26 protein-coding genes are annotated in these 24,269 nt (G+C 61.7%); 8 read left to right on the plus strand and 18 right to left on the minus strand.

What is annotated here, in order from left to right; all coding sequences use genetic code 11:
* The first annotated feature begins 91 nt into the window (after positions 1-91).
* The 3 genes from RlegSU303_RS05935 (at position 92) to RlegSU303_RS05945 (ending at position 2,565) form a co-directional block, all read left to right on the plus strand.
* The gene (locus RlegSU303_RS05935) at positions 92-577 is read left to right on the plus strand and encodes a response regulator (protein WP_017959765.1); all 486 of its coding nucleotides are present in this window, start codon (positions 92-94) and stop codon (positions 575-577) included.
* 119 nt (positions 578-696) lie between these two features.
* Entirely contained in the window at positions 697-1,467 is a 771-nt protein-coding gene (recO, locus tag RlegSU303_RS05940; protein ID WP_017959766.1) for a DNA repair protein RecO, read from the plus strand.
* Positions 1,468-1,569: 102 nt separating this feature from the next.
* Positions 1,570-2,565: an aldo/keto reductase gene (locus RlegSU303_RS05945; RefSeq protein WP_131718923.1), complete on the plus strand. Its 996-nt coding sequence runs from the start codon at positions 1,570-1,572 to the stop codon at positions 2,563-2,565.
* A gap of 67 nt (positions 2,566-2,632) precedes the next feature.
* Here the strand turns inward: RlegSU303_RS05945 and RlegSU303_RS05950 are convergent, their stop codons facing one another.
* The 3 genes from RlegSU303_RS05950 to RlegSU303_RS05960 all read right to left on the minus strand — a co-directional run bounded on the left by RlegSU303_RS05950 (position 2,633) and on the right by RlegSU303_RS05960 (position 6,195).
* Entirely contained in the window at positions 2,633-3,490 is an 858-nt protein-coding gene (locus tag RlegSU303_RS05950; RefSeq protein WP_131621941.1) for an MOSC domain-containing protein, read from the minus strand.
* Between the two features lie 9 nt (positions 3,491-3,499).
* Positions 3,500-4,159, minus strand: a complete 660-nt coding sequence (locus RlegSU303_RS05955; RefSeq protein WP_017959769.1) for an HD domain-containing protein — start codon at positions 4,157-4,159, stop codon at positions 3,500-3,502.
* A gap of 137 nt (positions 4,160-4,296) precedes the next feature.
* Complete coding sequence (locus tag RlegSU303_RS05960) at positions 4,297-6,195, minus strand: putative bifunctional diguanylate cyclase/phosphodiesterase (protein ID WP_017959770.1); 1,899 nt, start codon at positions 6,193-6,195, stop codon at positions 4,297-4,299.
* Between the two features lie 433 nt (positions 6,196-6,628).
* On the opposite strand from RlegSU303_RS05960, the gene RlegSU303_RS05965 reads away from it, so the two are divergent.
* Positions 6,629-6,982, plus strand: coding sequence for a hypothetical protein (locus RlegSU303_RS05965; RefSeq protein ID WP_017959771.1), 354 nt, complete (start codon positions 6,629-6,631; stop codon positions 6,980-6,982).
* A gap of 131 nt (positions 6,983-7,113) precedes the next feature.
* Positions 7,114-7,629, plus strand: a complete 516-nt coding sequence (locus RlegSU303_RS05970; protein WP_017959772.1) for a superoxide dismutase family protein — start codon at positions 7,114-7,116, stop codon at positions 7,627-7,629.
* Positions 7,630-7,737: 108 nt separating this feature from the next.
* On the opposite strand, the gene RlegSU303_RS05975 is transcribed toward RlegSU303_RS05970, so the two are convergent.
* From RlegSU303_RS05975 to RlegSU303_RS06010, 8 genes are all read right to left on the minus strand, one after another.
* The gene (locus RlegSU303_RS05975; protein WP_017959773.1) at positions 7,738-8,622 is read right to left on the minus strand and encodes a mechanosensitive ion channel family protein; all 885 of its coding nucleotides are present in this window, start codon (positions 8,620-8,622) and stop codon (positions 7,738-7,740) included.
* 58 nt (positions 8,623-8,680) lie between these two features.
* On the minus strand, positions 8,681-9,211 hold the full coding sequence (locus RlegSU303_RS05980) for a tyrosine phosphatase family protein (protein ID WP_017959774.1): 531 nt from the start codon (positions 9,209-9,211) through the stop codon (positions 8,681-8,683).
* Positions 9,208-9,816 (minus strand): YfbR-like 5'-deoxynucleotidase, encoded by a 609-nt coding sequence (locus tag RlegSU303_RS05985; RefSeq protein WP_029872987.1) that lies wholly within the window; start codon positions 9,814-9,816, stop codon positions 9,208-9,210. Before RlegSU303_RS05985 ends, RlegSU303_RS05980 begins: the two co-directional genes overlap by 4 nt.
* Complete coding sequence (gene ygfZ / locus RlegSU303_RS05990) at positions 9,813-10,658, minus strand: CAF17-like 4Fe-4S cluster assembly/insertion protein YgfZ (protein WP_131629207.1); 846 nt, start codon at positions 10,656-10,658, stop codon at positions 9,813-9,815. The genes RlegSU303_RS05985 and ygfZ overlap by 4 nt, the downstream gene beginning before the upstream one ends.
* Before the next feature lie 98 nt (positions 10,659-10,756).
* The gene (locus tag RlegSU303_RS05995; RefSeq protein ID WP_131629208.1) at positions 10,757-11,494 is read right to left on the minus strand and encodes a hypothetical protein; all 738 of its coding nucleotides are present in this window, start codon (positions 11,492-11,494) and stop codon (positions 10,757-10,759) included.
* An 18-nt stretch (positions 11,495-11,512) separates the two neighbouring features.
* Positions 11,513-11,770 (minus strand): hypothetical protein, encoded by a 258-nt coding sequence (locus tag RlegSU303_RS06000; protein ID WP_003546972.1) that lies wholly within the window; start codon positions 11,768-11,770, stop codon positions 11,513-11,515.
* Positions 11,771-11,873: 103 nt separating this feature from the next.
* Positions 11,874-12,317: a TIGR02301 family protein gene (locus RlegSU303_RS06005; RefSeq protein WP_017959779.1), complete on the minus strand. Its 444-nt coding sequence runs from the start codon at positions 12,315-12,317 to the stop codon at positions 11,874-11,876.
* 34 nt (positions 12,318-12,351) lie between these two features.
* Positions 12,352-12,768, minus strand: coding sequence for an NUDIX hydrolase (locus RlegSU303_RS06010; protein WP_020049325.1), 417 nt, complete (start codon positions 12,766-12,768; stop codon positions 12,352-12,354).
* Positions 12,769-12,840: 72 nt separating this feature from the next.
* Here RlegSU303_RS06010 and RlegSU303_RS06015 point away from each other — a divergent pair, with 72 nt between their 5' ends.
* Positions 12,841-13,161: a YnfA family protein gene (locus RlegSU303_RS06015; protein ID WP_131629209.1), complete on the plus strand. Its 321-nt coding sequence runs from the start codon at positions 12,841-12,843 to the stop codon at positions 13,159-13,161.
* 41 nt (positions 13,162-13,202) lie between these two features.
* Positions 13,203-13,967: an SOS response-associated peptidase gene (locus RlegSU303_RS06020; RefSeq protein WP_131629210.1), complete on the plus strand. Its 765-nt coding sequence runs from the start codon at positions 13,203-13,205 to the stop codon at positions 13,965-13,967.
* A 227-nt stretch (positions 13,968-14,194) separates the two neighbouring features.
* On the opposite strand, the gene RlegSU303_RS06025 is transcribed toward RlegSU303_RS06020, so the two are convergent.
* The 5 genes from RlegSU303_RS06025 to RlegSU303_RS06045 all read right to left on the minus strand — a co-directional run bounded on the left by RlegSU303_RS06025 (position 14,195) and on the right by RlegSU303_RS06045 (position 20,519).
* Complete coding sequence (locus tag RlegSU303_RS06025; protein ID WP_003558132.1) at positions 14,195-14,341, minus strand: hypothetical protein; 147 nt, start codon at positions 14,339-14,341, stop codon at positions 14,195-14,197.
* Positions 14,342-14,652: 311 nt separating this feature from the next.
* Positions 14,653-15,498, minus strand: coding sequence for a CDP-diacylglycerol--serine O-phosphatidyltransferase (gene pssA, locus RlegSU303_RS06030; protein WP_003558134.1), 846 nt, complete (start codon positions 15,496-15,498; stop codon positions 14,653-14,655).
* Between the two features lie 79 nt (positions 15,499-15,577).
* Positions 15,578-16,276 (minus strand): phosphatidylserine decarboxylase, encoded by a 699-nt coding sequence (locus RlegSU303_RS06035; RefSeq protein WP_131629211.1) that lies wholly within the window; start codon positions 16,274-16,276, stop codon positions 15,578-15,580.
* Positions 16,277-16,410: 134 nt separating this feature from the next.
* Positions 16,411-18,288 (minus strand): ABCB family ABC transporter ATP-binding protein/permease, encoded by a 1,878-nt coding sequence (locus RlegSU303_RS06040; RefSeq protein ID WP_131629212.1) that lies wholly within the window; start codon positions 18,286-18,288, stop codon positions 16,411-16,413.
* A 212-nt stretch (positions 18,289-18,500) separates the two neighbouring features.
* Positions 18,501-20,519, minus strand: coding sequence for a LysM peptidoglycan-binding domain-containing protein (locus RlegSU303_RS06045; protein ID WP_131629213.1), 2,019 nt, complete (start codon positions 20,517-20,519; stop codon positions 18,501-18,503).
* A 155-nt stretch (positions 20,520-20,674) separates the two neighbouring features.
* On the opposite strand from RlegSU303_RS06045, the gene RlegSU303_RS06050 reads away from it, so the two are divergent.
* A complete protein-coding gene (locus RlegSU303_RS06050; RefSeq protein WP_003558142.1) occupies positions 20,675-21,298 on the plus strand; it encodes an LOG family protein in 624 nt (207 codons plus the stop codon).
* A gap of 111 nt (positions 21,299-21,409) precedes the next feature.
* Here RlegSU303_RS06050 and rarD read toward each other — a convergent pair whose 3' ends face one another.
* Both rarD and cimA read right to left on the minus strand, forming a co-directional pair.
* The gene (gene rarD, locus RlegSU303_RS06055; RefSeq protein WP_020485980.1) at positions 21,410-22,321 is read right to left on the minus strand and encodes an EamA family transporter RarD; all 912 of its coding nucleotides are present in this window, start codon (positions 22,319-22,321) and stop codon (positions 21,410-21,412) included.
* 208 nt (positions 22,322-22,529) lie between these two features.
* Entirely contained in the window at positions 22,530-24,143 is a 1,614-nt protein-coding gene (gene cimA, locus RlegSU303_RS06060) for a citramalate synthase (protein WP_017959787.1), read from the minus strand.
* Positions 24,144-24,269: the final 126 nt, after the last annotated feature.

Below are 24,269 nucleotides of genomic sequence, written 5' to 3' on the forward strand. Positions count from 1 at the left end.
TATGTCTTTTTTAAATGCAGATTAGCAGCAAGGAAAATAAAGTCGGCTGTCATCTTCCTCCGATTTTGATTCTTATCGACCGGGCAGAAAAATGGTTTATTCAGAAAAGGTGGCGGAATTCACCGATAGCGTGCCATGCGGGGCACCGGAGGGCAATGATGTTGGCGAAACGGCCGGGGCGCTGCGACAGGCGCCCGACGAGGGGCATCGAATCATGAGCGCAATCCGTGTTCTGGTTCTTGAAGACAGTTTGATCATCGCGATGGAGGCGGAGGATATTCTTCGCCTGGCCGGCGTCGAGAGCATCGATATCGTCGGCAGCGTCGAGCAGGCAAGGGCCGCCATTGCTGCGGAGAAATATGATTTCGCTCTTCTCGACGTCAATCTCGGCGAGGGCATGAGCTTCGGTTTTGCCCGCCATCTTCTCGATATCGGCATCCCGTTCGGCTTCGTCAGCGGCTATTCCGATACTGGCGATTTCCCGCCCGACCTGCAGCACATACCACTTCTGGTGAAGCCTTTCGACGAAATGGCGATGCGGGAATTCCTGCAGAGGCTTTTCCCGGCTGTCGCCTGATGCGGTCCCCGACGGAAGCCGGGCCTTGCATTGCAGCGTGTCTTTCAGACGCGCAAAGGACGCTGTAACGCGTTGAATTATGCAGTAGGATGATTCGTCAGCCGTAAGGACTTCTTTCAATGCAGTGGCAGGACCATGCGATCATCCTGGGCGTCAAGCGCCACGGCGAGACGAGCGTCATCGCCGAGGTGATGACGCGTGATCGCGGCCGCCATCTCGGCCTGGTGCGCTCCGGCCGCTCGCGCGCCATGCAGCCGGTGCTGCAGGCGGGCAATGCAGTGGAGGTTATCTGGCGAGCCCGGCTTGACGAGCATCTGGGCGAATTCCGCGTCGAGCCGGTGACGCTGCGCGCTGCCCGGTTGATGGAAACGGCAACCGCCGTCTACGGTGTCCAGGCGATGGGTGCGCTGCTGCGGCTGCTGCCGGAGCGTGACCCGCATCCGCATCTCTTCGATGCGCTGGAGGTCATCCTCGATCACCTGCACAACCCGGCCGATGCCGGCGAACTCTTTGTGCGTTTCGAGCTTGCGGTGCTGAATGACCTCGGCTTCGGCCTCGATCTTGCCGAATGCGCCGCGACCGGCGCCCGTTCCGATCTCGCCTATGTCTCGCCGAAATCCGGCCGCGCCGTCAGCCGCGCCGCTGGTGCCCCCTGGGCGGACAAGATGCTGCTCCTGCCGCCGTTCCTCAGTATCGAGGGCAATCATGCGGCCGACTTCGATAGTCTTTCAGCCGCATTCCGTCTGACAGGGTTCTTTCTGCATCGCCATGTCTACGAGCCGCGCGGCATCGAAGCCGTAGCAGCCCGCGACGGCTTCGTTCAGGCGGCACTCAAGGCGCTCAATCCAGCCGTGCGGACGCTTTCAGGTCCGAATGGTATTTCCGCCTGACCTCCGTTTTTTACGGGTGCAAAACATCCTCCGGATTTGGCGGTTTACCTGCCTATGAGCGCTTCCTATGTCTTCACAGGATTGCCAATCAAGGAGGACCTCATGCTGACTAAGACCGCATCACCGACGACGATCACGCTCTGGAATGGCCGCGAAATTCCGCGCCTCGGTATGGGATGCTGGGCGATCGGCGGTCCCTTCTTCGCCGGCGACACGCCGCTCGGCTGGGGCGATGTCGACGACGATGAATCCGTGGAAGCGATCCACCGTGCCATCGAACTCGGCATCCGCTTCTTCGACACGGCCTCGAACTACGGCGCCGGCCGCTCGGAGGAGGTGCTCGGCCGGGCGATCGGCAATCGCGACGATATTGTCATCGCCACCAAGTTCGGCTTCGCCACCGACCCGGAAACCAAGCAGGCAACCGGCGCCTTCGCCGATGAGGCCTTCATCCGCCGTTCGGTCGAGACCTCGCTGCGCCGCCTCAAGCGCGATAGCCTCGATCTCCTGCAGTTCCACCTCAATGATTTTCCGCTTGAACAGTCGGATGCCGTCTTCGATACGCTGGAGGCGCTGCGCGCCGAAGGCAAGATCGATGCGTTCGGCTGGAGCACCGATTTTCCCGATCGTGCCGCCCGTCATGTCGGCCGCCAGGGCTACGTCTCGATCCAGCATACGATGAACGTTTTCGAACCGGTGCCGGAGATGATCTCGGTGATCGAGGGGAAGGGTCTGATCTCCATCAATCGCGGTCCGCTGGCGATGGGACTGCTGACCGGCAAGTTCACCGCCGACAAGGCGGTGGGCGCCAAGGATGTCCGTGGGGCGGCCCTTGACTGGATGGTCTATTTCAAGGATGGGCGCATGGCCCCGGAATTCGCCGCAAGGCTCGATGCCGTCCGCGATCTCCTGACGTCAGGCGGCCGCACACTGACGCAGGGCGCGCTTGCCTGGCTCTGGGCACGCTCGCCGCGCACCCTTCCCATTCCGGGGTTCCGCACCGTCGCCCAGGTAGAGGAAAATGCCGGCGCTCTGGAGAAGGGACCACTGCCGGCCGATGTCATGGCAGGCATCGATACCGCACTCGCACGCGTGTGACGCTCTAACTCTTTGTTTTCACGCAATTCCGGACGGAGAACCGCTTCGCGCTTTTCCTGGAATTGCTTTATGCTGCGGCGCGACGCTTGAGCGCCCAGCCTTCTGGCCTCTCTTCAACGATGCGGACGGTGTCACCGATCGTGACCCTGCCGCTGCCGCGCGGCGTGACGTTCCAACCGAAGAGCGGGCCTGGCACGCGCCGATCGGCCGACATACGGACGCGGCCCATGGCCGGCATCGGGTTTGGTCCCTCGCGGGACCCGGTCAACTGGTCCTGCGTCGTCATGATGCAGCGGGAGCAGGGTTTGACGAGATCGAAGCGGATGCCGACGATCTCGATCGCCGCCCAGCGGTCCTCCGCCCAGGCTTCGTCGGTATCGATGACGATGTTCGGACGGAAGCGTTCCATGCCGACACTGCCTTCGCCATGGGCGGCGAGATCGGCATTCAACGCTTTCAGCGAGCCGGTCGTCGTCACCAGGATCTGGTAGCCGTCGGTAAAGGTGACGGGCGTGGCTTCGCCGGCCCATTCGGCATTCGCCGTCCGCCGTGCCTGCCCGTCGAAGAAGACCAGGCGCACCTCGCGGCCAAGCCATTCCGAAAGCTGCCGGTTGCTCTCCGGATCGGCGACGGCCGCGTTGACGGCAGATTTCCACACGATCACATCCATGCGGGCTTCAGGCTGAGGCGGTGGTACCGATATGTCCGTTTTCCCCTGCATCAGCAGCCGAAAGGCACTCGCTTCCGGTCGAACCTCGATGCGTGCGAGGTCGGGCAACTCGCGCTGGGTGATGAAGTGCCCCTGCGCATCGGTGATCATCGCCCGCCGGTCGCCTGGAAGCCCATAGGCGTCGATGTCGGCGGCGGGCAGCGCAATGCCACGGGCGCTCTTGAGCGGATAGATGAAGAGGTCGCTGACAAGCATGCCGTTCTCCTAGATTTCGTCCATGAATTCCGAGAGAAAATCGCGCAAGCTCTTGTCACGCGCGGCCGCCAGCCTGCGGCCGGTCTCGGTCTGGAATCCTTCCGCCAGTTTGAACAGCTTCGTCTGGAAATGGTCAATGGCATAACGCTTGTCATCGAGCGGGCGGTCTGCCGCTGCCGGGTCGAACGGATCGTAGAGCCCGGATCCCAGTCGCCCGGCGATATAGAAGCAGCGGGCGACGCCGATCATGCCGATCGCGTCCAGCCGGTCGGCATCCTGCAGGATCTTCGCCTCCAGCGTCTGCGGCGCCACCCCGGCCGAGAAACTATGCGCGGTGATTGCGTGGGCCGCGGCCTCGATATCCGCGCCGCTCCAGCCAAGTTCCGCCAGGATCGCCGATGCCTTCTCGGCCGCCAAAGCCGATGCTTTTGCCCGCTGCGGCGAATTCTTCTCGACGGCGACGCAGTCGTGCAGCAGCACGGAAGCAACAAGAACCCGCCCGTCGCCGCCTTCTCCCGCATGGATGCGCATGGCATTCCTGAAAACGCGCAGGATATGGGCAAGGTCGTGCGAGCCGTCGTCGCCGTCGGCCGCATGCGCAATCAGCGCCGCGGCAAGCGTTTCGTGTGGGGAGAAGGCTTCAGCCGCGAACATAGCGCCACCTGTCATGAGGAAGATCGTTTTCCGCCGATGAGCATCGGCGCGGAAGTGGATGCGAACGGGTAAGAGAATGCGACAACGACGATCTCAGGAACCGCAGCCGATTTTGTAGCGGCTTGCCGTGCGAGTCGCAATCGACGGGGATCTCAGTGCTTGGCTTTGGGGAGACGCGTCACGCCACCGCTCTTCGGCGGCAGGGAGAGAAGATGGGGCACGTCACGCGCCGGTCTCGGCGGGCTGATGTGATAACCCTGGATCTCGTCGCATTCCTCGCACTCGAGCAGCGCCAGCTGCGCGGCCGTCTCGACACCCTCGACGGTGACGCGCATGCCGAGCGCATCGCCGAGCAGGATGATCGCGTGCATGATCGCATGCGCTTCCTTGTTGTCGACGATGTCGTTGACGAAGGATTTGTCGATCTTGATCTTGTCGAAGGGAAAGCTCGAGAGGTAGCTCAGTGAGGAATAGCCGGTTCCGAAATCGTCCATCGAGATGCGGATGCCGCGCTCCTTCAGCGCATGCAGGATCGGCAGAACTTCGCTCAGATTTTCCATCAGCACGCTCTCGGTGATTTCGAGTTCGAGCCGCGACGGCGACAGCGCCGCGGCGGCAAGCGCCTCGCTGACATCGCGCGTCAGGTCGCTGCTGCTGAACTGGATTGCCGAAACGTTGACGGCGATCTTGATGCCTTCGGGCCATTGCGCTGCATCGTTGCAGGCCCGGCGCAAAACCCAACGGCCGATATCGACGACGAGGCCGACCTCTTCGGCAAGCGGAATGAAATCCATCGGCGGAACGCGGCCTCGAACCGGGTGGTTCCAGCGGATCAGAGCTTCGAAGCCGCAGATGCGCCGCTGCGAGAGGTCATAAAGCGGCTGGTAATGCAGCTCGAACTCCTCGTTCTCAACGGCTGTTTTGAGGTCCGCCTCCAGCGCGTGGCGCAACTGCATCTGCGCTTCCATCTCACTGGCGAAGAAGCGCTCGCGTTTGCGGCCGTCCGCCTTGGCATGCGACAGCGCCACGCCGGCATTTTTCAGCAGGATATCGGTTTCCTCGCCATCCTCAGGGGCGATTGCGATGCCCATGGAGACGCTGAGCTCCACCTGTTTCTCGCCGTGGAAGAATGGCTCGGAAAGCTCCCGGCGGATCTGCTCGGCAAGCGCTGTTACGTTCCACGGCTGCTGCTTGCCCGTCTGGAGGATGGCGAATTCGTCCGAGCCGAGGCGCGCCAGGGTGTTTTCCGAACCGGCCGAGGCTCGGACGCGCTCCGCGACCTGCTGCAGGATCTTGTCGCCGGCCGAAACGCCCATCGTGTTGTTGATCGATTTGAACCGGTCGAGATTGAGGTGAACGAGGGCGATCTGCTCATCCGGCTTGCGTTCCGTAAGCGTCGCATCGACCTGTTCGCGAAAGTGGATGCGGTTCGGAAGGCCGGTCAGCGGGTCGTGGTGGGCGAGATAGGTGATGCGCTCGGCCGCCCTTCGATCCTCGGTGATATCGGCATGTATGGAAATGTTGCTGCCGTCGGAAAGGATAGTCACCATGCTCTGGATGATGCGACCATCATCCATCAACCATTCGCGCCGACGGAGACTACTGCTTCTTGCTGTTGCAGCGGAATGTCGCTCGGTCCGCCGGCCGGGTTTGGTGCTCTCCGTACCACGCATTTTGGCCGTGAGATCGGCGATTGTCGCGCCGGCAGTGAGATCTTCTTGCGTCAGGCCGAAGAGCTGACGGAAACGGGTGTTGGAAAGCGTCAGCCGCTGGTCGGCGTCGAAGACGCTGAGACCGAGCGGCAGGTTGTTGAGAATGATTTCGAAGAGTTTTTTCTGTCCGTCGAATGCCTGGCTGAGCGCTGACATATTGCCTCTCAGCACATGGTTTTCCCTCAGCAGCGTTTCCAGGCTTCTCTCGATTTCGTCATAGTTGCTTTCATGGACGCGATAGGTCGCGATCACGAGATCCATCAGACGCTGCGCATCGATCGATCCATCGTCCGTAATGGCCTGAGTGCATTGCTGCCAGAAAAGCGCTTCAGCTTTCATGTGGATGCGTCTTGCGCAGCCGCTGCCCCGGCCTCGGGGGAAGGTGCCTTCGATTGACGTACGTGCATCATTACGCCGGACATGAAAACCTTTCTCAAATGAACACAGAATTGCTTTTTATAGCCGGACTGTCTGGTGGCAATGCGTGACGCCCATTTTCTATGGGTCGAATTAATATTCGGTTGCAGTGCAACAGCGACGGGCACTTGGTCAGACAATTGTCTCTATGTAAAAAATCGCTGAAATTTGGGGGAAATCGGCCGGCTGGCGCAGGCGGCAGGCGCCTTCGCGGCGTTCCGTTAACTTTTGTCAATCATCGTTAATGAGAAGTTAACAACTTATTGACGCACTGCGCAAATCAGTTTAACCACCGAGTCAGCACTGATTTTCCACGTTCGTATTGCGTACAAACACCACCGGCAAAAGGCGGTGAATGGAGGTTTGTATGACCAGCACCACATCCGTTTCAGACAGCTCATATGCATATCTGGCGACGCTTTCGCGTCTCGATGCCAATGGCGATGGCGTCCTCAGCCGCGGCGAACGTGCCGCCGATGAGAAGCCCGGCATCATCAAGGAACTCTCGGAAGATGACACGACCAGCGACACGCAGCCGAAATTTTCCGGCAGCCTGATTGCCCTGATGATGGACACGCGCAACAGCGGTACGCTAAGCAGCATCGCCGTTTCTTATCCGTTGCAGCAGACCGCGCCGGCGACCGGCGATCAGCCCGACGATCTCTACCGCAACACTTACGGCCAGTTCGACTTCAACGCTGTCGCCTGACGACCGGCGTCTCAATTCGGGCGATCTCCAAGCCGGCCGTTTGGCCGGCTTTTCTCGTTCGATGGTCTCTAATCAGGAACACCTTCCGGCCTGACACGTTCAGAAGGACAACCGGACGGAAGGAGATCTCCATGAAAGCCATGCGCAATATCGCCGCCCTGAGCCTGCTTGCGGTTGCATTGCCGGCGGGCGCTCAGGACAAGCAGACGGCGGTCGCCAATTTCGTCGGCAAGGACGGCAAGGAAGACGGTCGCGCGCAGCTGACGGCTGCCGCCAATGGCGGCGTCCTGATCGAAGTCGAGATATCGGGACTGCCGGCGAACAAATGGGTGGCCTTCCATGTGCATGAGACCGGCCGCTGCGACGCCGCGACCCATCACGAATCGGCGGGCGGTCATTTCAATCCCGGGAAGGCGGAGCATGGCATTCTTGCCGCTAAGGGTCCGCACGCCGGCGATATGCCCAATCAATATGTCGGGCAGGACGGCGTGCTGCGGGCGCAGATCTTCAATACCATGGTGACACTCGACGGCAAGACCGACGGCATTCGCGGCCGCGCATTGATGGTGCATGCCAATTCGGATGATTATCGGAGCCAGCCTTCGGGGGATGCCGGGGAAAGACTCTCCTGCGGCGTCGTTCAATAGCTACGGCACAAGTCCTAAAATCGGGATCGATTGAGGGACAAAGCCATGCAGTAATTCAGCCTGTGCACAGCGCCGCTGGTCTTAAAAGATCCGCGGCGCCGCAATGTCTTACTGTCGCGTCTGCGTCGGCTTTTCGGCGGTTGCCTTGCCGTTGGACTTTTTTGGTGGCGCGGCATCTGAAGCATCCGCATCAGCGACCGGTTTCTTGTCGAAGGCGAGTTTCACGCGCTTTACCATGTCACGGCTGACCAGCCACCAATCGCCGGTCTTTGCCCAATAGCGCAGCGTTACGGACATCGCGCCGTCGCCGAGGCTGTCGATGAAGACACTCGGTGCCGGTGACGTCAGCACTCTGGAATCGGCTCTGGCTAGGCCCATCAGCCTCTCCATCGCCAGATCGATGTCATCCTCATGGGCGACGCTGATTTTCAGCTCTTCCCGCCGCGTGGGCTCGCGGCTGAAATTGGTAATCGGCGTGTTCCAGAGCGTCGAATTCGGTGCCAACCGGTAGAGCCCGTCGCCAGTCCTGAGTTCGGTCGCAAACAGTCCGATTTCGCGCACCGTACCGGCCACGCTGCTGGTCTCGATATATTCGCCAACGCGGAACGGTCTGAGGATCAGCAACATGATACCGGCCGCGATATTCTGCAGCGTCCCTTGCAGCGCCAGCCCGATCGCCAGGCCGGCTGCGCCGAGCGCCGCGATGATCGAGGCGGTCTGAACGCCGAATTGGCCGAGCACGGTGATGAACACCAGGATCAGCAGCGCATAGCGCACGACATTGGTGAAGAAGCGTGCCAACGTCTCGTCGATGCCGTGGATGCGCGACAAGCCCTCATAAGCCCAGCGGCTGACGAAGCCGGCGAGCGTCCAGCCGATGACCAGCAGGATTAACGCCCCCAGGATTGAGAAGGAATATTGGACTGCGAGCGCGCTTGCTTGGCTGAGTGCCGTGCGGGTGGCGAGGAAGACGTCGGCTGCTTGTTGTTCCATGATCAGGCTCTGTCGATTGTTCGTGGTCGGGGCCTAGATGGAGCGGCCGGCGGCAGCGTCAACCGCAGGCGGCGTCTCGGATCGCAAGCACGAAGGGCGCATTGCCGTCGGCATCGGCACCGCGTCCGATGGCCCGGACCGCCGCAACCAGCCGGCCGCCGCGGCTAAGCAGGGCGTCGCCGATCTCGATCAGCCGGGCATTCGGCGTCGCGAAAGGTGAGGCGGCGCGCAGCCGGCGGGCCAGCATTTCCTCGCTCTGATCCGGTGCGAGCGAAAGCGCGGCGATCAGGGCTGCGGCCGGCGATCGCGACACGCCCATCCAGCAATGGATGAGCAGTGGCGTTTCCTGCCGCCACGAAGCGGCAAACTCGATAATCCCTCGCACATGCGTCTCGTCAGGCGCAACGAGATCGCCGGTGCCCTTGAAGACGATATCGTTCATGGCAAGCGTCAGATGACGCTCGGTCGCGATCACGCCCGGCCGGTGAAAAGCCTGCTCCTTGGCGATCAGGCTGATCATGTCGCGCGCCTTGTGGCGCACCGCCATTTCCGCAATGCGCGATAGCGGCGAGACGACGATGAAGGTCACGATACCATCTCCCGCTCGACCTCGATCGCCGCGAAGCGCTCGCAGAACAACCGCTGCGCTTCGATCGCCGGCAGGGGCTCGATCATCAGCATGTCCTTGCTGATGCCGCGCGGCTGGCCGAAGAATTTCTGTGCCTCGGCGGGGGTGAAACCGGCAAGCACGGTCGCTTCGAAATAAGCGGCGATCGTGTCGGCCTTCTTGATCCGGTCCTTGAGATCGCGCGAGGGATGCGGCGGCAGGCCGAAGCGCAGGTGCACGGCGGCCTCCAGCCGCTTTTCCACCGTTTTATAGCCGCCGCCGACCACCGATTTGAACGGCGAGATCATGTCGCCGATCACATATTCGGGCGCATCGTGCAGCAGCGCCATCAGGCACTCCTGCGGCCGCGCATCGTTGAAGCGGCGGAAGATATCCTCGACGACGAGACTGTGCTGCGCCACCGAAAAAGCATGATCGCCGGAGGTCTGGCCGTTCCAGCGGGCCACGCGCGCAAGCCCGTGCGCGATGTCGATAAGTTCGACATCAAGCGGCGAGGGGTCGAGCAGGTCGAGCCTGCGTCCGGACAGCATGCGTTGCCAGGCACGCGGAGCTTTCGTCGTTGTCACGCGCTGGCCTCGTCGCCGCTTGTAGGAAAGACAAGGCCGGACCATGCCGGCAGGACGAGGGAAACAGGCGTGTCGCCGGCGAGCAGTGGCGTGCCTGCCGCCATTGCGGCGCCGGCACGGTCGATGCGCACGATCGCAAGTCCATTGCCGCCGTCGACCGAACCGAGGGTTCCCACAGGCTTGCCGGCGGCGGTAATCTCCGTCCCGGTCCCTGGCAGATCCGTTGCGGCGGACACCGTCACGACGCGCCGGCGCGCAGTGCCGCGATGCTGCATGCGCGAGACGACCTCCTGGCCGACATAGCAGCCTTTCCTGAAGGAGAGGCCGCCGTTGAAATCCATCAGCACGTCATGCGGGAAGGCGTCCTGCAGGGCGAAGTCCGATCCTGATGTGACGATGCCGTGGCTGATGCGCAGCGCGTCGTAGAGCGCTTCTGCACCATCGCCGTGTTTGCCGGGCCGACGGGTGAGCGTGACGCCCGCCTTGGCGAAGCGGCTGTCTCGGGCGCCCCGGCTGTCCTCGGCATCTTCGCCCCAGGCAACGGTGACGCCCTCTTCGGTGCTTGGCGCAAGTGTGACGGCGGCGCGCAGCTTGTACATTGTCAGCCGCTTCAGCATGCTGTCGCGCTGGTCGGCATCGGTTTCGATCATGTAGCCGTCGCCGTCCTGCCAGATCATGAAGTCGAACAGGATCTTGCCCTGCGGCGTCAGCAATGCCCCGGGCCGCGCCTCGTCGGCGCCGAGCGCGGCGATATCGGTGGTGATCAGGTTCTGCAGGAAGGATTGAGCTTCCGCGCCGCTGACGAAGAGCAAGGAGCGGTCTTTCAGGAATACGGCTGGCATGGCGGAACCTGTCGCGTTGGTTATCGCTCAGAGGTATGTCTTCATGAGGTGGATCGCAAGCGCCATGCGAAACGTGAAAAGCGCAGGCGAGATGGGCATCAATCGCCCGCTGTGAAGAATTTCCATTTACCCTCAGGCGTAATGCCGAGGCGATAGAAATTATATCCGCCGAATTCCTGCATGTCGGAGAGATCGCCGGCCGTGACGATGCGCAGCAGCTCGACGCGTTCCGGCGGCGTCAGCGACTTCAGGTCCTTCTCGGCAAAATAGGGCCACACATACATATCGTCGGGCGTGCCCTGGCCGACATGCACGAAGCCGGTCGAGATGATGTCGAGCATGATGGCAAGGATCTCGTCGCCGTCAGGATCGCCAGACAGATCCTTCAGCGTGCCGATCGGATCGTCGGTCGGTTCGCCCACTGTCACCTGCGTCTGGTCGGCGCCGGCGCCCATCAGCGGCCGCAGCCGCTCGAGATCGCCGGATGCGGCCGCCTCGACGATCTGCTCGCGCATCTTGCGAACCGGCTCTGGCACCTTGCTGATATCGTAGATCACCTCGGTGGGCTTGGAATTGTCCTGAGCCCCCGGCGTCTTGTCGACACCCTGATTGTTCTGGCTGTTGACCAGTGGATCGGCCATGGGAACACCGGGAGTGGTCTGCGGCTGGCTCTGTCCCTGAGCGGGCGTCTCGTTGGCCGCCTGGCCAGGGATCTTGTGCAGTTCGGAAAGCGCGTAGGCTGCCGGCGCAAGGAAAACATTGCCGGCGGCGAGGCTGAACGCAAGCAGCACCGGCGCGAGCGAAATTCGCGAAACTTTCTCTTTACCGGTGTGCATCAAACTCTCTGATAACAATTATTGCAGGGTGCGGTTCGCGGAGAATTCGCCAGCAAGCATGCGCTCACGCAGCGAATCCAGCAGGGCTTCGGCGCTCTTTTCCCCATGCAATCTGATCGTCTCGCGCAGCGCATGTGCAATGGCAGCATCAGCGATGATTTCAGGCTCGATCCCGTCGGCCATGCCGTCGGCCCAAGCTTCGTTCTGGTACTCCAGAGCTGCCTGCATCTTTTCGTGGACGATCATGTCGTCGATGTCGTTGAGGCTTGCTTCCATTGTTTTTTCCTCAGAACTTCTCATGTCTTACTGCACCGTTAACAACACTAACAGCCTTTTCCCAAAACGACACGTCCGCTTGCGAAAACAGGTTAATTAAACGTCAATTTCCAAAGCGCGAGGTAATTTCTGTGGCAAGTGTTGCACCTTCGTTACGGTAGCGCTCTTCTGCCACGATGGCCGCCGGGGTGCAATCCGTATAGACCGAGGCGAAGGCGCGATAGCCGCGATTGAAGGCCGCTGTCAGCTTTTCCTTGCGCTGCGGCTCGTTGCCGGTCTCCGAATCGAGCAGCTGCTGCATGCCGTTTCGCCACTCGTCGCCACCCGCCGCCTTGCAGAGCGTTCTGAGATAATGCACCGAACCCAGCACCTCGGCGAACCGCGCCAGCTTGTCGTCATAGGGCACGCTCACGACCGGCGGTGCAATCTGCTCCTCCTGTGGAGGCGGCGTATTCTTGCCCTGCGCCATCGTGGGGCCGGCGAGCACGAGCAGGGACAGAAAAACGCGTCGAACGGGAATCATGCTCACAGTTGATACGCTCAGCATGACGGCAACAAGGCGTGCTTCAAAGTTTCCACGTCTATTCGCCGCCCGCCAGCCGCTCCGCGCATTCGAGCACGCTCTGCGGTACGGGCAATTGCCGGATTTCCTCCACCGTGTACCAGCCGAGGGCTGCCGCATCGTCGGCGGCTTCCGCCACGGCATCTCGATCCGCATCGACGCGAAAGACCGACAACAGGAAATGGCTCTTGACGCTGCCGTCGGCAGCATGCGTCTTCAGGTCGTAGGTCGAAAACAGCCGCGGATTACGTGCCGAAATGCCGGTCTCTTCATGGAGTTCGCGCAACGCCGTTTGCTCCGGCGTTTCGCCGGGCTCGGCCCGCCCGCCGGGAAAGGCATACATGTCGGCGGAAGGCGGGTTGCGCCGCAACACAAGGAGGAATCGTCCGTCGCGTTCGAGAATGGCGGCGGAGCCGGGTTTGGCGGTCGAGATCATCGTAGGCTGCTCTTGCTGTGATGGCCCATCTTATCGGAGGAATAGTGCGACGGGGATTCGAAAGGTGCTTCCGTGACCTACATCATCTTTGCGTTTGCTGCCCTCTTCGAGATCGCTGGCTGCTTTGCCTTCTGGGCATGGCTGAAGCTCGAAAAATCCATCTGGTGGCTGGCACCGGGCATGGTCTCTCTGGCGCTTTTCGCCTGGCTTCTGACGCTGGTGCCGAGCGAGGCTGCCGGCCGTACCTTCGCGGCCTATGGGGGCATCTATATCCTCGCCTCGCTGCTCTGGCTATGGCTGGTCGAAGCCCGCGTGCCTGATCGTTACGATATCGGCGGCGCGCTGATCTGCCTTGCCGGCGCCAGCCTCATCCTCTTTGCGCCGAGAGGCTGAGGCGTCTTGACCGGATACGAGCGGGGTGCAAAGACAGGCCGATGTGTGGACGTTTCGCCCTGACAGTCTCCAGCGTCGACTTGAGCGACGTCTTCTCCGGTCTCGATCTCGACGATTTTCCGGCGCGCTACAACATCGCGCCGACGCAGCCGATCCTCGTCGTCATATCAGGCGAGGGCAGGGAGCAGGGCAGCAACTTGGCCGACCGGCGCGCCGTACTCGTGCGCTGGGGCCTTACGCCGGGCTGGGTCAAGGATCCGAGAGATTTCCCGCTGCTGATCAATGCGCGCGCCGAAACCGCGATCGGCAAGGCCTCTTTCCGCGCCGCCATGCGTCATCGCCGCGTGCTCATTCCGGCCTCCGGTTTCTATGAATGGCATCGCCCGTCGAAAGAAAGCGGTGAGAAGCCGCAGGCCTACTGGATCAGGCCGCGCCAGGGCGGGGTCATCGCCTTTGCCGGGCTGATGGAGACATGGTCCTCGGCCGACGGCTCCGAGGTCGATACCGGCGCGATCCTGACGACATCGGCCAATTCAGCCATATCGGCGATCCACGATCGCATGCCGGTCGTCATCAGACCTGAGGATTTCACGCACTGGCTCGATTGCAAGACGCAGGAACCGCGCGAGGTGGTCGACCTGATGCAGCCGGTTCAGGATGATTTCTTCGAGGCCGTCCCGGTCTCCAACAAGGTCAACAAGGTCGCCAATATGGGTCCCGACCTGCAGGAGCCGGTCGCCATCGAAAAACCGCTGAAGGCGCCCGACAAGCAAAAGTCTGAGGACGGCCAGCTCAGCTTCTTCTGAAACGGGATCGGTCGCATCTGTAGGCCCGTCGGCGACCGATCGGCGCCCACGTCTCACATAGGCGGCGGCGATGCGTCGCTTCGTCCAATCAGGTTTTTCGGGTTGTACTTATGTCGCCAGAGCGTGGTCGGAAGTCTTCCGGCGATCGCCTCGTCATTGACTTCGTCAGCGGTGCCTAACGCATGTAACCCGAAAGCACGCATGATTCCGATTTGAAGCCTTCCGCCTCAAGCGGATTTTTTGACGCTGGTCGGCTTATGCTTCGCCATCAGCGATGCTGCGGCAACAGCCTTCAGGCCGACGGGGCGATAGTTGGCGGCGAGGTCTGGCTTGGCCGCCTGCTGTTCGCCGGTACTGCTCTTCTTCGAAGTCACGATACTCTCCTTGCGTGGTTCTTCCCTGGGTATTTTCTAGTTTGATGTTTCGTCACGAATAGCGACAAAACGGGGGCGTAGCTTATCAGGATTTGTAAACGCCCACCATAATTCGCGAGGCTTAACTGAAGCCTACGTTGGTTAATACTTACTGAAGAGAGCAGTTCCAATAAAAGTCCGAGAGCGGTTTTCTGGGGAAAAGCGCGCAACGGTTTTCACCCGGATAAAGCGCATGCTTTTCCCGGGGATACGTCAGAACGAAGGGAGAGAAGCATTTCCGTCATTCGAAGAGATCCGGAAATGCTAGCAGATCAGATGTGCCGGCCGATATCGTCGTCGCCGATGCCGGGTTCCTCGATCGTCAGCGTCCCGTATTTCCGCCGCCATTTCCGCGCGCCGAAGGGAAGCGATATGAGGTAGGCGGCAACGGTGAAGACCATCACCTCCCAGGTGTAGCTCATTAGCAGAGCCACATAGAGCACGACGCCGAGCATCATCGGCAGTACGAGATCGCGCCGCAAGCGGTTGCCTTCCGATTTGCCCGACCAGACCGGCAGCCGGCTGATTAGCAGGAAGGCGATGAGCACGGTGTAGATCGACGAAAGATAGGCGAAGGTGCGGTCCGTCGCCAACCCGAGGAAGCCGAGATAGACCGGCAGCAGCACCAGCATGGCGCCGGCCGGCGCCGGCACGCCGACGAAATATTCCGATTGCCAACTCGCCTTGTTCTCGCGTTCGGCCATGACATTGAAGCGGGCAAGGCGAAGCCCGGCGGCGATCGCATAGATCAGGGCGGCAATCCAGCCGAGCGAGCGCGCCTGGTCGAGCGCGAAGACATAGACGACGAGGGCGGGTGCGACGCCGAAATTGACGATGTCGGCAAGCGAATCCATCTGCGCGCCGAACTTCGAGGTCGCCTTCATCAGCCGTGCCACGCGCCCGTCGATGCCGTCGAGGAAGGCGGCGAGCAGCACCATGGAGACGGCGAGCTCGTAACGATTCTCGAAAGCCAGCCGGATGCCGGTCAATCCGGCGCAGATCGCCAGAATAGTGATGAGGTTCGGAAAGACGAGCCGGAGCGGGATTTCGCGCAGACGCGGGCCGCGGGCGGAATCATCCGGCCCATTGGGCTCGAAAGGCGGAAAAGGCGTTTCCATATCGCGTTCCAATCGTTCCTAAGGCAATTCCAGCTACAGTGCGTAGCGCTTCTGCACTTCCGTGAAAAGCTGAACCGCTCTAGCTGCGGCGGCTGATAACGGGACCCTTGGCGGAGGCGAATTCGGCGATGACGGTTTCTCCCGCAACCGCCGTCTGGCCGAGCGAGACGCGTGGCGCGGCACCGGCGGGCAGGAACACATCGAGCCGCGAGCCGAAACGGATGAGCCCGAAGCGCTCGCCGGCATCCAGCGGCTCGTTGGGGTTTGCCCAGCAAAGGATGCGCCGTGCGACGAGGCCGGCGATCTGCACGACGCCGATCTGGCCGTGCTGGGTTTCGATCACCAGCCCGTTGCGCTCATTGTCTTCGCTCGCCTTGTCGAGCTCGGCGTTGACGAAGCTGCCGGAGCGGTAGTTGATGCTGACGATGCGCCCGCGCATCGGCGCCCGGTTCACATGGCAATTGAAGACGTTCATGAAGACCGAGATGCGCAGCATCGGCTCGGAGCCGAGGTTGAGCTCGGCCGGCGGGGTCACCATCTGGATCGCCGACACCTTGCCATCGGCGGGAGAGATCACCAGGTCGTCGTCCTGCGGGGTCACGCGCTCCGGATCACGGAAGAAATAGGCGCACCAGAGCGTGAAGATCATGCCGATCCAGAAGAGCGGCTCGAAGATCCAGCCCAAGACCAGCGACGCGACGAAGAAGGCGGCAACGAAGGGATAACCCTCCTTGTGCACGGGGACGATCGTGTTGCGAACCGTGTTGAACAGGCTCATGGCTGCCGGTCTCCTTGCGTTTTCATTTTTGCTGGTTAGCGAAAAACCGTCTCTGGGGCAATGCTGTGGCCTCGGCCCTGGTTCCCACGCCGGGTTTCTGAACAACAAAAGTCGGCCGGCGTCGGTTTCCCATCTCAGCTTGCCGGAGCAAGCCGCGTTATCACGCCGAGGTCGTCGCTTTCGCGCACCTGCTTCAGATGTTCCTCCGCCTGTGTCGCCTCGCGCTGGCGGTTCCACATCGAGGCATAAAGGCCGTTCCTTTCGAGGAGGGCGGCATGTGTTCCGCGCTCGGCGATCTCGCCGCTTTTGAGCACGATGATTTCATCGGCGCTGATGACAGTCGAAAGCCGGTGGGCGATAACAAGCGTCGTCCGGTTCTTTGAAACCAGGTCGAGCGCCTCCTGGATTTCCCGTTCCGTCGTCGTGTCGAGCGCCGATGTCGCCTCGTCGAGGATCAGGATCGGTGGCGCCTTGAGGATGGTGCGGGCGATCGCCACCCGCTGCTTCTCGCCGCCCGAAAGCTTCAGCCCGCGCTCGCCGACCTTGGTTTCGAAACCCTCGGGCAGCGTTTCGATGAAATGCGCGATCTGCGCCACCTCGGCGGCGGCAAAGACTTCGCCGTCGCTGGCCGATGTGCGGCCGTAGCGGATGTTGTAGGCGACCGTGTCGTTGAAGAGCACGGTATCCTGCGGCACCATGCCGATCACCGAGCGCAGGCTCTTCTGCGTCACCGTGCGGATATCCTGACCGTCGACGGTGATTGCGCCGCTCTGGATATCGTAGAAACGATAGAGCAGGCGCGACAGCGTCGATTTGCCCGCACCCGACGGGCCGACGACGGCGACGGTCTTGCCGGCCGGCACCTCGAAGGAAATGCCCTTCAGGATCGGACGGGCCGCATCATAGGCGAAGTGCACGTCCTTGAAGGAGATTGCGCCCTGGCCGATCCGAAGTTCGGTCGCATCGGGCGCGTCTTTGACTTCGGTCTGCACCTCAAGCAAATCGAACATCTGCTCGATGTCGGTCAGCCCCTGGCGGATTTCGCGGTAGACGAAGCCGATGAAGTTGAGCGGTACGGAAAGCTGGAGCAGCATCGAATTGACGAAGACGAAATCGCCGACCGTCTGCTCGCCGCGCTGCACTGCCAGCGCCGACAGCACCAGCATGATCGTCGTGCCTATGCCGAAGATGACGCCCTGGCCGAAGTTCAGCCAGCCGAGCGAGGTCCAGACATCGGTCGCCGCCTTTTCGTAGCGTTCCATCGATTTGTCGAAACGCTTTGCCTCCATCTCCTCATTGCCGAAATATTTGACGGTCTCGAAATTGAGGAGAGAGTCGATCGCCTTGGTGTTGGCGTCGGTATCGCTGTCGTTCATCGACCGGCGGATGGCGATGCGCCAGTCGGATGCGCGGATCGTGAACCAGATATAGGCCCAGACGGTAAAAGCGGTAACGGCGAGATAGGAGAAGCCGTAGCCCCACCAGAAGATCGCTGCCGTCAGCAGGAATTCGATGACGGTCGGGACCGAATTGAGGATCGTGAACCGCACGATCGTCTCGATGCCCTTGGTGCCGCGCTCGATGATGCGCGAAAGCCCGCCGGTCTTGCGCTCGAGATGGAAGCGCAGCGACAGCTCGTGCATATGCACGAAGGTCCTGTAGGCGAGCTGGCGCACCGCATGTTGTCCGACGCTGGCAAAGAGCGCGTCGCGCAGCTGGTTAAGGCCGAGCTGGATCAGCCGGGTGATGTTATAGGCGATCACCAGCGCGATGGCGCCGGCCAGCAGCGGTGGCACCGAGCCGGCAAGATCCATCCTGCCGTTCAGCGCATCGGTCGACCATTTGAAGAAATAGGGAACGAGCAGTAATACGAATTTGGAGATCAGCAGGTAGACCGAAGCCCAGACGACGCGCATTTTCAGGTCGGGCCGGCCGGCCGGCCACATATAGGGCCAAAGGTTGAGAAGCGTCCGCGGCAGGTTGGATTCGGAGACTGTCTTGCTGTTTGCCATGCTTGTCTCCAGCCCGGATGAGCTTGCCGCGATTGCGGCGATTCGATGGCGGCAGGAGCGCGGAACCGGGACCTACCTGAAAGCGCTTCCCATATCCCGCAGCCGCCACCGCCAGATAGGGTGCCGGGCGGACGAATACAACAATTGCTGGGGTAAGGAAACGACGAGGCCGGGCGCTTGTCCCGCCCGGCCTCGTCGCGTTGTTTAGCAGCTTAGAGATGCTGGCCGGACATGCGCTTGCGGTGCAGCTCTTCGGCATTCGGCAGGACATCCTTCGGCAGGCCAAAAATCTGGCCAGGGCGGATCCGATCGGGATTGATGATCTTGTCCTCGTTGGCGATGTAGATCGTCGTGTAACGAACGCCGAGGCCATAGGTGCGGCGCGAGATCTGCCACAGCGTGTCGCCGCGGCGAATGATGACCGCCGCATTGTTTGCCGTCAGCGGCGCCTGTTCGATCGTCTTCGGCTGGTTGCTTCCGACATCGTTTGCAGATGGCGTTGCCGGCGCGGGTGCAGCGGTGAGTTCGGCGATCATCCCGCCCAGTTTTTCAAGTGCGGCGCCGACGGATTTCGCATCCCCAGGCAGGCCCTGCAGCAGCTTCAGCGCATTGCCGGCGACCTGAGAGGCCGAGCCGGACGTTTGCCTGAAGGCATCGGGCGCATCGGCCGCCGGACGGAAGTCGGCGACCGAGCGTAGCGCGAACTCCGTTGCCGAGCGCGCCGCTGCGAGCTGTTCGGCGCCGGGCAGCTTGCCATCGGCAAATAGCCCCTTCAGCAGCCCGAAGGCCTTGCCGACTTCTGCTTTGAGTTTGCCGAGTTCGCCTTCGTCGAGCAGCACCATCGAGGAAGCACCGTTCGCCTCGGTGGGCGCCGATTGCGCGGCAACCCTCACCTGATCGCCGGCCGGGCGGTTGAAATTCACCGCCGCACGCACGATCACCTTGCCTGCGGGATCGACGATATCGACGCGGATCTTGTGGTCGCCGACCGAGAGCGTCACCACCCCGTCGATGACGAAATGGCCGTCGGAGCCGGCCGTGTCCTGGCCGACGAGGCTGTCGTCGGCATAACCGATGACCTTGGCATTGGAGCGCGTCGTGCCGGCAATGAAGATCTTGTTGCCCTCGATTTCGACGGCATTGACCATGATGTCGGGCACATTCGTCTTATCAGGTGCCGCGGTGCCGGGAATGGCCGGTGCCGTATCAGCGGCGCCGGAAGGGGTGTCGGTGAGGTTCGGCGTCTGCAGCGCCAGCTCGCCGGTTGCTGCAGCTGTTGCGGCAGGTGCAGCAGGCGGTGCCATTGGGTTGGAAGCATCGGCAACTTCGGTTCCGGCCTTCGGCGCGGTGATGATGCGGCTCGCCGTGCCGGGTTTGGAAACCATGGCGAGCAGATTGGCGCCATTGCCATCCTTCGGCACGGAAATGGTCGCGACTTCTTCGGAAAGCGTGCTCTTGCCGTCCTTGCCCGTGAACTTGAGCACGAGCTGGTGGTCGCCGGCCGGAAGCGGATCGTCGAGAACGGCAGCAAAATCGCCGCTTGCATCGACATTGGCCGTCGTCACCACCTTCTCGCCGTCGAGCACCTCGAGCTTGCCGTTCGGCTCGGCGGAACCGGCAATCACCGTCGATCCGTCGGGCTCGACGCGCAATACGTCGAAGGCAGGAAGCTTCGGGCCGGTATTTTCCGCCGCCGTATTCGTCCCAGGGGCGGTCTCCGGCGCACCGGTCAGCGCAACCTCGGCCTTGGCGATCGCGGCAAGCGCATCGGCGATGTTCTCGGGCAGCGACCGGATGATGGCGAGCGCCTTCGCGCCGCCTTCCTTGGCCTTGGCGGCAAGGGTCTGGGTCGCGGGATCGAGGCCCTCGGGAATGGTGAAATCGGCAAGCGCGGTCAGCGCGTTCACGGCCTTGGTCTTGGCGGCAGTGAAGACATCGATGGAAGGGCCTTTGCCGTCGGCAAACAATGCCTTGAGCTCGCTGAGCGATACGCCGGCATCGGCCGAAAGGCGACCCACTTTGTCGGCGACCGCAGCCGTGTCGCCCACGGCGGAGCGCGATGTCTTTGCCGCCTCGTTAACCGTGTTCTTGACCTCCGTGCTCGCCTGGTTGATGGCGTCTCCGACCTTGGTTGCATCGCCGCCGATGCGCGGCATAACGACAAACACCATCAGTAGGATTGCGATTGCGAGGACTGCAAGGGCCAGCAAGCCGGCACGGTTCTTCATCATTATGTCTCCCAAGGCGGCAATTTGCCGTAGTACCCAAAATTGCTAGCGATTCCCGTTGCTTTCCACAAGCATTCAAAGCAATTAGGCAAGCTAGGCACGCTGCTTTTCAGTCAATTTTCTTGACTGCATTGAAATGGAATAGTTGTTTTGCCCTCATGACCGAACAATCTGTATCGATTCGATCCATCTGCGTTTACTGCGGCTCAAGGCCGGGACGCGATCCTTCCCACATGGCGGCCGGGCGTGCTCTCGGAAGAGAGATCGCCGAATACGGCCTGCGCCTCGTCTATGGCGGGGGTACCAAAGGCATCATGGGCGCGGTTGCCAGCGGCGTGCTTTCAGGCGGCGGTCAGGTCACGGGCATCATTCCCGAATTCCTGATCGATATGGAAGCGACTCGCCACTCGCTCGGTCAGCTGAACGAACTCATTGTAACCCCTGACATGCATGCGCGCAAACACACCATGTTCGAGCGCTCCGATGCCTTCGTCGCGCTGCCCGGCGGCATCGGTACGCTGGAGGAGATCGTCGAGATCATGACCTGGGCGCAGCTCGGTCGCCACGAGAAGCCGATGGTCTTTGCCAACGTCAACGGTTTCTGGGATCCGATGATGGAATTGATGCGCCATATGACTGAAGAAGGCTTCCTGCACACTGCCCACCGGGTGCAGCCGCTCGTCGTCGACGAGATCTCCGGCATCATTCCGGCGATCATGGCCCAGGCAGCCCAACTCGCCGCCGATCGTGACGGCGAGGACGAAGTAATTTCGAAGATGTAGCGCGCGCGCCTTTGGAGCGGTTCGGCTTTCACGGAAGCGCCGAACCGCTCCAAGCTTTTGTTTTACGCAATCCCGGATGCAAAACCGCTGCGCACTTTTGCTGGAATTGCTCTAACGCTCCCGGCTTCCCTTCAGCATCGACCAACTATAGAGGAACAGCCCCGCCCAGATCAGCGGGAAGGCAATCATGCGTGCCGTGCCGAATGGCTCGTGGAAGACGAAGACCGCGATCAGGAAGATCATCGTCGGCGCGATATACTGCATGATGCCGATCGTCGAGAGTTTCAAGAGCTTGGCGCCGTTCGCATAGATCATCAGCGGCACGGCGGTGATGACGCCGCAGCCGAGCAGCAGGGTCGTATCTGCAAGACCGGTGCGGTAGAGGTGGCCCTGGCCGCCGAATTCGAGATAGAGGATGTAGAGGAGGGCCGGCCCGCTGAGGATCAGCACTTCGAGGAAGAAGCCCTGGTTCGGCCCGAGCGGCAGCGTCTTGCGCAACAGGGCGTAGAAACCCCAGCTGACCGCCAGCGTCAGCGCCACCCACGGGATGCCGCCGCTGTCCAGTGCGAGAATGGCGACGGCAAGCGCCGCAAGCGCGATCGCCGCAATCTGCAGCGGCTGCAGCTTTTCCTTGAGGAACACTGCGCCGAGGAAGATGCTGAACAGTGGATTGATGAAATAACCGAGTGCTGCATCGAGCGAATGGCCGGCGCCGATCGCCCAGACATAGGTGCCCCAGTTGACGGTGATCAGCGACGCCGTCAGCGCCGCCATCGCCAGCATGCGCGGCGAACTGAGCGCTGCGCGGATATCCTGCGTGCGCCCGAGCACGATCAGCACGATGCCCGCCAGCGGCAGCGACCAAACGATGCGATGGGCGATCACCTCGGCCGGCGAGATATGCGCCACCGCCTTCATGTAGATCGGCAGGAAGCCCCAGAGCAGATAGGCCGTCAGCGCGAAGGCGAACCCGCGCGGACTGTCTTCGTTCTTGGCCAACGGAACGGATGCATCGGTCGACATCGGTGTTTCCATCTTTGTTCTTCTTCTGATCCGGCCTAGCTTAAGCGCCGTGAATAGGCCAATTCATTTCGTTGAATGAAGGGTGAGAGGATTTGAACCGGGAGACGGGCGAGATGATCCGACGCCCTGCGGTGGGGGGCGGCGTCCGAAGGAAGCGAATGGTATTGGGCGAGGGCTGGGACCCTATCGCCGAGCCGGCGGAATAGGTTTATTCCGCCGCGATCTTGCCCGCCAGCTGCCGGTTCTTCATCAGCTTGTAGATGACCGAATCCATCAGCGCCTGGAACGAAGCGTCGATGATGTTCTCCGAGACGCCGACCGTCCACCAACGCACCCCGTCGCTGTCGGTGGATTCGATCAGCACGCGGGTGATTGCCTCCGTGCCGCCATTGAGGATACGCACCTTGAAATCGGCGAGCACCAGATCGTCGATCTCGTGCTGGTACTTGCCGAAATCCTTGCGCAGCGCGAGGTCGAGCGCGTTGACCGGGCCTTCGGCATCGGCCACCGACATCAGCGTCTGGCCGTCGATGGTGATCTTCACCACCGCCTCCGAGACGATCTTCACTCGGCCGAGACTGTCGAAGCGGCGCTCGATCATCACGCGGAAGCCTTCGATGGTGAAGAATTCCGGGATCGTGCCGAGCGTGCGGCGCGCCAGCAGCTCGAAGCTCGCATCCGCGCCCTCATAGGCATAGCCGATGGATTCACGCTCCTTGACGATGGAGATAAGCAGGTCGAGCTTCGGATCATCCTTGGCGACCGCGATACCGCGCCGTTTCAGCGCATTGATGAAGTTCGCCTTGCCGCCCTGGTCGGACACCATGACCTTGCGGAAATTGCCGACGGTTTCCGGCGGCACGTGTTCATAGGTCCGCGGATCCTTGAGCAGCGCCGATGCGTGGATGCCTGCCTTGGTGGCGAAGGCGGAAGCGCCGACATAGGGCATCTGGTGGTCGGGCGAGCGGTTGAGCAGCTCGTCGAAGGCATGCGAGAACCGGGTGAGGTTGAGCAGCCGCTCCTCGTCGATCGCCGTTTCGAAACGTGTGTTGTAGGCGCTCTTCAGCGCCAGCGTCGGGATCAGCGTCACCAGATTGGCATTGCCGCAGCGCTCGCCGATACCGTTCAGCGTGCCCTGGATCTGCCGGACGCCGGCGTCGACGGCGGCAAGCGAATTGGCGACCGCCTGGCCGGTGTCGTTATGCGCATGGATGCCAAGACAGTGGCCGGGAACGCCTGAGGCGATCACCGCCTCGACGATCGCCCGCACTTCCGGCGGCTGCGTGCCGCCATTGGTGTCGCAGAGCACGACCCAGCGGGCGCCGCTCTCATAGGCCGTCTTGGCGCAGGCAAGCGCATAGGCCGGATTGGCCTTGAAGCCGTCGAAGAAATGCTCGCAATCGACGATCGCCTCCTTGCCCGCGCCAACCGCCGCCTTGACGCTTTCGGCGATGCATTCGAGGTTTTCCTCGTTGGTGCAGCCGAGCGCCACCGCGACATGATAATCCCAGCTCTTGGCGACGAAACAGATGGCGTCGGATTTTGCCTGCAGCAGCCCGGCAATGCCGGGATCGTTGGAGACCGAAACGCCCGCCCGCTTCGTCATGCCGAAGGCGACGAAGCTGGCCTGGCTGGTGCGTTTCTCGCTGAAGAAGGCCGTATCCGTCGGATTGGCGCCGGGATATCCGCCCTCGACGTAATCGATGCCGAACTCGTCCAGCATGGCGGCGATCGCAATCTTGTCCTCGACGGAGAAATCGATGCCGGGCGTCTGCTGCCCGTCCCGGAGCGTCGTGTCGAAGAGATAGATGCGTTCCTTCATGTCGTTTCCTCCCGCCAGGCGGGTTGTTATGAAGTGCGGATGCTGCCCCTCATCCGCTGCCGCCACCTTCTTCCCGTTATGACGGGGAGAAGGGATATGCCGCACCGTATCGCGGGGCACGTCCCC

The organism is Rhizobium sp. SU303 (genome assembly GCF_021052345.1).
In the GTDB taxonomy this organism is placed as follows: Bacteria; Pseudomonadota; Alphaproteobacteria; order Rhizobiales; family Rhizobiaceae; genus Rhizobium; species Rhizobium laguerreae.

Coding starts and splice junctions, on each gene's coding strand:
- RlegSU303_RS05935 (WP_017959765.1), top strand. CDS start 92: ATGGTTTATTCAGAAAAGGTGGCGGAATTCACCGATAGCGTGCCATGC.
- recO (WP_017959766.1), top strand. CDS start 697: ATGCAGTGGCAGGACCATGCGATCATCCTGGGCGTCAAGCGCCACGGC.
- RlegSU303_RS05945 (WP_131718923.1), top strand. CDS start 1,570: ATGCTGACTAAGACCGCATCACCGACGACGATCACGCTCTGGAATGGC.
- RlegSU303_RS05950 (WP_131621941.1), bottom strand. CDS start 3,490: ATGCTTGTCAGCGACCTCTTCATCTATCCGCTCAAGAGCGCCCGTGGC.
- RlegSU303_RS05955 (WP_017959769.1), bottom strand. CDS start 4,159: ATGACAGGTGGCGCTATGTTCGCGGCTGAAGCCTTCTCCCCACACGAA.
- RlegSU303_RS05960 (WP_017959770.1), bottom strand. CDS start 6,195: ATGAAAGCTGAAGCGCTTTTCTGGCAGCAATGCACTCAGGCCATTACG.
- RlegSU303_RS05965 (WP_017959771.1), top strand. CDS start 6,629: ATGGAGGTTTGTATGACCAGCACCACATCCGTTTCAGACAGCTCATAT.
- RlegSU303_RS05970 (WP_017959772.1), top strand. CDS start 7,114: ATGAAAGCCATGCGCAATATCGCCGCCCTGAGCCTGCTTGCGGTTGCA.
- RlegSU303_RS05975 (WP_017959773.1), bottom strand. CDS start 8,622: ATGGAACAACAAGCAGCCGACGTCTTCCTCGCCACCCGCACGGCACTC.
- ygfZ (WP_131629207.1), bottom strand. CDS start 10,658: ATGCCAGCCGTATTCCTGAAAGACCGCTCCTTGCTCTTCGTCAGCGGC.
- RlegSU303_RS05995 (WP_131629208.1), bottom strand. CDS start 11,494: ATGCACACCGGTAAAGAGAAAGTTTCGCGAATTTCGCTCGCGCCGGTG.
- RlegSU303_RS06000 (WP_003546972.1), bottom strand. CDS start 11,770: ATGGAAGCAAGCCTCAACGACATCGACGACATGATCGTCCACGAAAAG.
- RlegSU303_RS06005 (WP_017959779.1), bottom strand. CDS start 12,317: ATGCTGAGCGTATCAACTGTGAGCATGATTCCCGTTCGACGCGTTTTT.
- RlegSU303_RS06010 (WP_020049325.1), bottom strand. CDS start 12,768: ATGATCTCGACCGCCAAACCCGGCTCCGCCGCCATTCTCGAACGCGAC.
- RlegSU303_RS06020 (WP_131629210.1), top strand. CDS start 13,203: ATGTGTGGACGTTTCGCCCTGACAGTCTCCAGCGTCGACTTGAGCGAC.
- pssA (WP_003558134.1), bottom strand. CDS start 15,498: ATGGAAACGCCTTTTCCGCCTTTCGAGCCCAATGGGCCGGATGATTCC.
- RlegSU303_RS06035 (WP_131629211.1), bottom strand. CDS start 16,276: ATGAGCCTGTTCAACACGGTTCGCAACACGATCGTCCCCGTGCACAAG.
- RlegSU303_RS06040 (WP_131629212.1), bottom strand. CDS start 18,288: ATGGCAAACAGCAAGACAGTCTCCGAATCCAACCTGCCGCGGACGCTT.
- RlegSU303_RS06045 (WP_131629213.1), bottom strand. CDS start 20,519: ATGATGAAGAACCGTGCCGGCTTGCTGGCCCTTGCAGTCCTCGCAATC.
- RlegSU303_RS06050 (WP_003558142.1), top strand. CDS start 20,675: ATGACCGAACAATCTGTATCGATTCGATCCATCTGCGTTTACTGCGGC.
- rarD (WP_020485980.1), bottom strand. CDS start 22,321: ATGTCGACCGATGCATCCGTTCCGTTGGCCAAGAACGAAGACAGTCCG.
- cimA (WP_017959787.1), bottom strand. CDS start 24,143: ATGAAGGAACGCATCTATCTCTTCGACACGACGCTCCGGGACGGGCAG.